This is a genomic window from Kitasatospora sp. NPDC091257 (assembly GCF_044757675.1).
Lineage (GTDB): Bacteria > Actinomycetota > Actinomycetes > Streptomycetales > Streptomycetaceae > Kitasatospora > Kitasatospora lactacystinica.
In genome coordinates this window covers 1-3696 of sequence record NZ_JBIVVI010000933.1, presented here as the reverse complement: position 1 = coordinate 3696, position 3696 = coordinate 1, and the positions used below count along the sequence as shown (strand labels likewise).

At 71.8% G+C, this 3696-nt stretch carries 6 protein-coding genes; 4 read left to right on the top strand and 2 right to left on the bottom strand.

The window, feature by feature from the left end; translation table 11 throughout:
• The first annotated feature begins 71 nt into the window (after window positions 1-71).
• Entirely contained in the window at window positions 72-308 is a 237-nt protein-coding gene (locus tag ACIQOV_RS32305; protein WP_401054254.1) for a hypothetical protein, read from the top strand.
• A 14-nt stretch (window positions 309-322) separates the two neighbouring features.
• On the opposite strand, the gene ACIQOV_RS32300 is transcribed toward ACIQOV_RS32305, so the two are convergent.
• Window positions 323-685 (bottom strand): DsrE family protein, encoded by a 363-nt coding sequence (locus ACIQOV_RS32300; protein ID WP_359909410.1) that lies wholly within the window; start codon window positions 683-685, stop codon window positions 323-325.
• Between the two features lie 347 nt (window positions 686-1032).
• Here ACIQOV_RS32300 and ACIQOV_RS32295 point away from each other — a divergent pair, with 347 nt between their 5' ends.
• The 3 genes from ACIQOV_RS32295 to ACIQOV_RS32285 all read left to right on the top strand — a co-directional run bounded on the left by ACIQOV_RS32295 (window position 1033) and on the right by ACIQOV_RS32285 (window position 3198).
• Entirely contained in the window at window positions 1033-1635 is a 603-nt protein-coding gene (locus tag ACIQOV_RS32295; protein WP_359909407.1) for an FABP family protein, read from the top strand.
• A 116-nt stretch (window positions 1636-1751) separates the two neighbouring features.
• Complete coding sequence (locus tag ACIQOV_RS32290; protein WP_359909404.1) at window positions 1752-2216, top strand: Fur family transcriptional regulator; 465 nt, start codon at window positions 1752-1754, stop codon at window positions 2214-2216.
• A 19-nt stretch (window positions 2217-2235) separates the two neighbouring features.
• Window positions 2236-3198: a YgfZ/GcvT domain-containing protein gene (locus tag ACIQOV_RS32285; protein ID WP_401054253.1), complete on the top strand. Its 963-nt coding sequence runs from the start codon at window positions 2236-2238 to the stop codon at window positions 3196-3198.
• Between the two features lie 7 nt (window positions 3199-3205).
• Here the strand turns inward: ACIQOV_RS32285 and dtd are convergent, their stop codons facing one another.
• Window positions 3206-3646, bottom strand: coding sequence for a D-aminoacyl-tRNA deacylase (dtd, locus tag ACIQOV_RS32280; protein WP_401054251.1), 441 nt, complete (start codon window positions 3644-3646; stop codon window positions 3206-3208).
• Window positions 3647-3696 lie beyond the last annotated feature (50 nt).

Sequence of the window (3696 nt, the reverse complement as noted above, 5' to 3'; positions counted from 1 at the left end):
TGCCGTGCAGGGGCCCTCGGTCGTACCGTGGAGGGGTGCAGGCAAGGCGGCGGCGTCGCTACTACTTCGCCATGATGGGCGTGTGCCTGGGTTTGTTCGTCATGGCCTGGGGCGTGGTGCGGTTCTTCTCGGTCGGCGCGGCGATCGGCATGTGCGTGGTCGCGATGGTCATCCCGCCCGCCGCCGCGGTGTTCGCCAACAAGCGGGACCCGGACGACGACTGGTGGGACGACCCGCGCTGGGACGACCCGAAGTGGGACGAGCCCGGCCACGACCGGGACCGCCCCGACCACGAGGAGCACCCGTAGGGCCCGGGGAGGCGTCAGTACACGAGCGCCTGGACGCCGTCCGCCATGATCTCGCTGACGAAGACCTGGGCGCCCGCGATGCGGACACCCTCGACGGTGTCCTTCTGCTCGATCCCGCGCCGGGCCGCGCACTGGGTGCACAGCGTCACCGAGCCGGCCGCCAGGATCGACTCCAGCAGGTCCGGCAGCGGTGCCGCGTGCGGCAGTTCGAACTCCGCCGCCCGGTCCGGCAGCGCGAACCAGGAGGACTCCCCGGTCAGCCAGAGCGAGACGTCGATCCCGCTGGCGACGGCCACCGCTGCGACCGTGAACGCCTGCGAGCACCGCTCCGGCGCGTCCGCCCCTGCGGTGACCTTGATGACCAGTTTCTTCGACATGGCGCCACCATAGAGGTCGGGCCGCCCCCGCCGTCCGGCATCCCGGAACCCTTGGGCAAAGCTTGGGCAGCCGCGGGAAGGCGGCGCGAACCGCGACGTGGTGGGGCTCACCGCGACCGGCCGGAACCCGGCGGATAGAGTGAGCCGAGCACAATCCACCACACTGTCGCCGCCTGGGAGCCACCCGTGTCCGGTCTGGAAATCTTCTTCGACGGTCTGCTGGCCCTCATGGCCGTGCTGATCACCTGGTTCGCCATCTTCTCGGTGATGAAGCTGTACCAGGGCCAGCGCTGAGCCTGCCGTACGGTTGAGGCAGGCCCACACCGACGAGAACAGCGACCAGGAACATGATCGAGATCCCTTCCGACCTCCACAAGGACGTCGTCCCGCTCGCCTTCCTCCTCGGCACCTGGGAGGGCGCGGGCGTCTATGCCCCTCTGCCGGGTGACGGGGGCCCGGGCGCGGAGAAGTGCAACTTCGGCCAGGAGATCGTGATCCGCCACGACGGCCGCCCCTTCCTGGAGTTCCGCTCCCGCACCTGGGTGCTGAACGAGGAGGGCGAGAAGGTCCGTCCGCTGGAGAACGAGCACGCGTTCTGGCGCATCACCAGCAACCACGACGGCACCAGCGGCGCCCGGGGGATCGAGATCTCCTCCGTGCGCGACGACGGCACGGTCGAGATCTGGTACGGCGAGCTGGCCGACGGCAAGCCGCAGGTCGACGTCTCCACCGACGCGGTCGCCCGGATCGAGGGCTCCCCGGAGTACTCGGGCGGCAAGCGGCTGTACGGCTTCGTCAACGGCGAGCTGCTCTGGGTCGGCGAGAAGGCCGCCCCGAACGTGCCGCTGCGCCCGTACATGTCCGCGCAGCTGAAGAAGGTGCTCAGCCCGGCCCAGCTGATCAAGGACATCAACGACCTGCCGGACGACGGCATCGCGTTCTTCAAGTAGGCCGATGACGCAGGCCGGTCGCACGACCGGCACTTCCGTGCACGAGGTAGGGACCGGCCCGCGGCCGGTCCCTACACTTGCCCCAGGACCCCCGACCATTGGCAGGGACGAGTACCGTGGCGGACACCGGCACCACCGACTGGCAGCTCTCCGGCGACTGGAAGGCCGACCTGCGCGAACGCGGGTACCGGCTCACCCCGCAGCGCCAGCTCGTGCTGGAGGCCGTCGACGAACTCGACCACGCCACCCCCGACGACATCCTCTGCCACGTCCGCCGGACCGCCAGCGGCGTCAACATCTCCACCGTCTACCGGACCCTGGAGCTGCTGGAGGAGCTGGGGCTGGTGTCGCACGCCCACCTCGGCCACGGCGCCCCGACCTACCACCTGGCCGGCCGCCACCACCACCTGCACCTGGTCTGCCGGGACTGCGAGCAGGTCACCGAGACCAGTACCGAGATCGCCCAGCCGCTGATCGACAGCCTGCGCGAGCGGCACGGCTTCGACACCGACCTCAAGCACTTCGCCATCTTCGGCCGCTGCGCCGACTGCACCGCCAAGGTCGCCGGGGAGCAGCCGTAAGCTGGCCGGTATGACCGGTGTGAAGAGCCCGCTGCTTTCCCTGCCCGGAGCCGTCCCCGCCGAGGGGGCCGACGAGGGTGTCGCCGCCCACTACGGCGACATCTTCCGCGAGCAACGCAACCTGTCGCAGGGCGCCGGCTTCGTCGACCTCTCGCACCGCGGCGTGGTCACCGTGACCGGCCCGGACCGGCTCTCCTGGCTGCACCTGCTGCTCACCCAGCACGTCAGCGAGCTGCCGCCGCAGCAGGCCGCCGAGGCGCTGGTGCTCTCCCCGAACGGGCACGTCGAGCACGCGCTCTACCTGGTGGACGACGGCACCACCACCTGGGCGCACGTCGAGCCGGGCACTCAGGAGGCGCTGGTCGCCTACCTGGACGGCATGCGGTTCTTCTACCGGGTGGAGGTCGCCGACGCGACCGCCGAGTACGCCGTGGTCCACCTGCCGGCGGGCTCCACCGCCTCCATGGAGGGCGCCGCCGCCGTCCGCGAACTCCCGTACGGGCGTGACCTGTTCGTGCCGCGCGGCGAGCTGGGGCGGCTCACCGCCGGGTACGGCCCGGCGGCCGGGGTCTGGGCGTACGAGGCGCTGCGGATCGAGGGCCACCGGCCCCGGCTGGGCTTCGAGACCGACCACCGGACCATCCCGCACGAGGTGGACTGGCTGCGCACCGCCGTCCACCTGCAGAAGGGCTGCTACCGCGGCCAGGAGACCGTCGCCCGGGTGCACAACCTGGGCCGGCCGCCGCGCCGGCTGGTCTTCCTGCACCTGGACGGCACCGAGGAGTCGCTGCCCCCGCACGGCACCGAGGTGCGGCTGGCCACCGACCCGGACGGGCGGGCGCTGGGCTTCGTGACCTCCTCGGCCCGGCACCACGAGCTGGGGCCGATCGCGCTGGCGATCGTCAAGCGGAACGTCCCGGTGGACGCCGTGCTGCTGGCCGGGACGGTGCCCGGCACCCAGGACGTGATCGTCCCGCAGTAGGGTCCGCTCAGACCTCGACGAGGACGGTGAACGGGCCGTCGTTCACCAGCGCCACCTGCATGTCGGCGCCGAACCGGCCCGTCTCCACCTTGGCGCCCAGCGCCCGCAGCTGCGCCACCACCTCGTCCACCAGCGGTTCGGCGACCGGGCCGGGGGCGGCGGCGTTCCAGGTGGGGCGGCGGCCCTTGCGGGCGTCGCCGTAGAGCGTGAACTGGCTGATCACCAGCAGCGGGGCGCCGAGGTCCGAGCAGCTCTGCTCGACGCCCTCGTCGTTCGCGGGCAGCAGTCGCAGCGTCCAGAGCTTGCGGGCCAGCTGGGCGGCTTTCGCGGGGGTGTCGTCGTGGGTGACGCCGACCAGGACGCAGAGCCCCGGTCCCTCGATCGTGCCGACGGTCTCACCGGCCACGGTCACCCGGGCCTCGGTCACTCGCTGCACCACTGCTCGCATGCCGCCATTGTGCCGGAGCGCCGTACGGCCCCGGGGGGCCCCGGCAGCCG

What these genes read in the sequence shown, in the direction of transcription:
- ACIQOV_RS32305 (WP_401054254.1), top strand. Translation starts at nt 72, where the DNA reads ATGATGGGCGTGTGCCTGGGTTTGTTCGTCATGGCCTGGGGCGTGGTG.
- ACIQOV_RS32300 (WP_359909410.1), bottom strand. Translation starts at nt 685, where the DNA reads ATGTCGAAGAAACTGGTCATCAAGGTCACCGCAGGGGCGGACGCGCCG.
- ACIQOV_RS32295 (WP_359909407.1), top strand. Translation starts at nt 1,033, where the DNA reads ATGATCGAGATCCCTTCCGACCTCCACAAGGACGTCGTCCCGCTCGCC.
- dtd (WP_401054251.1), bottom strand. Translation starts at nt 3,646, where the DNA reads ATGCGAGCAGTGGTGCAGCGAGTGACCGAGGCCCGGGTGACCGTGGCC.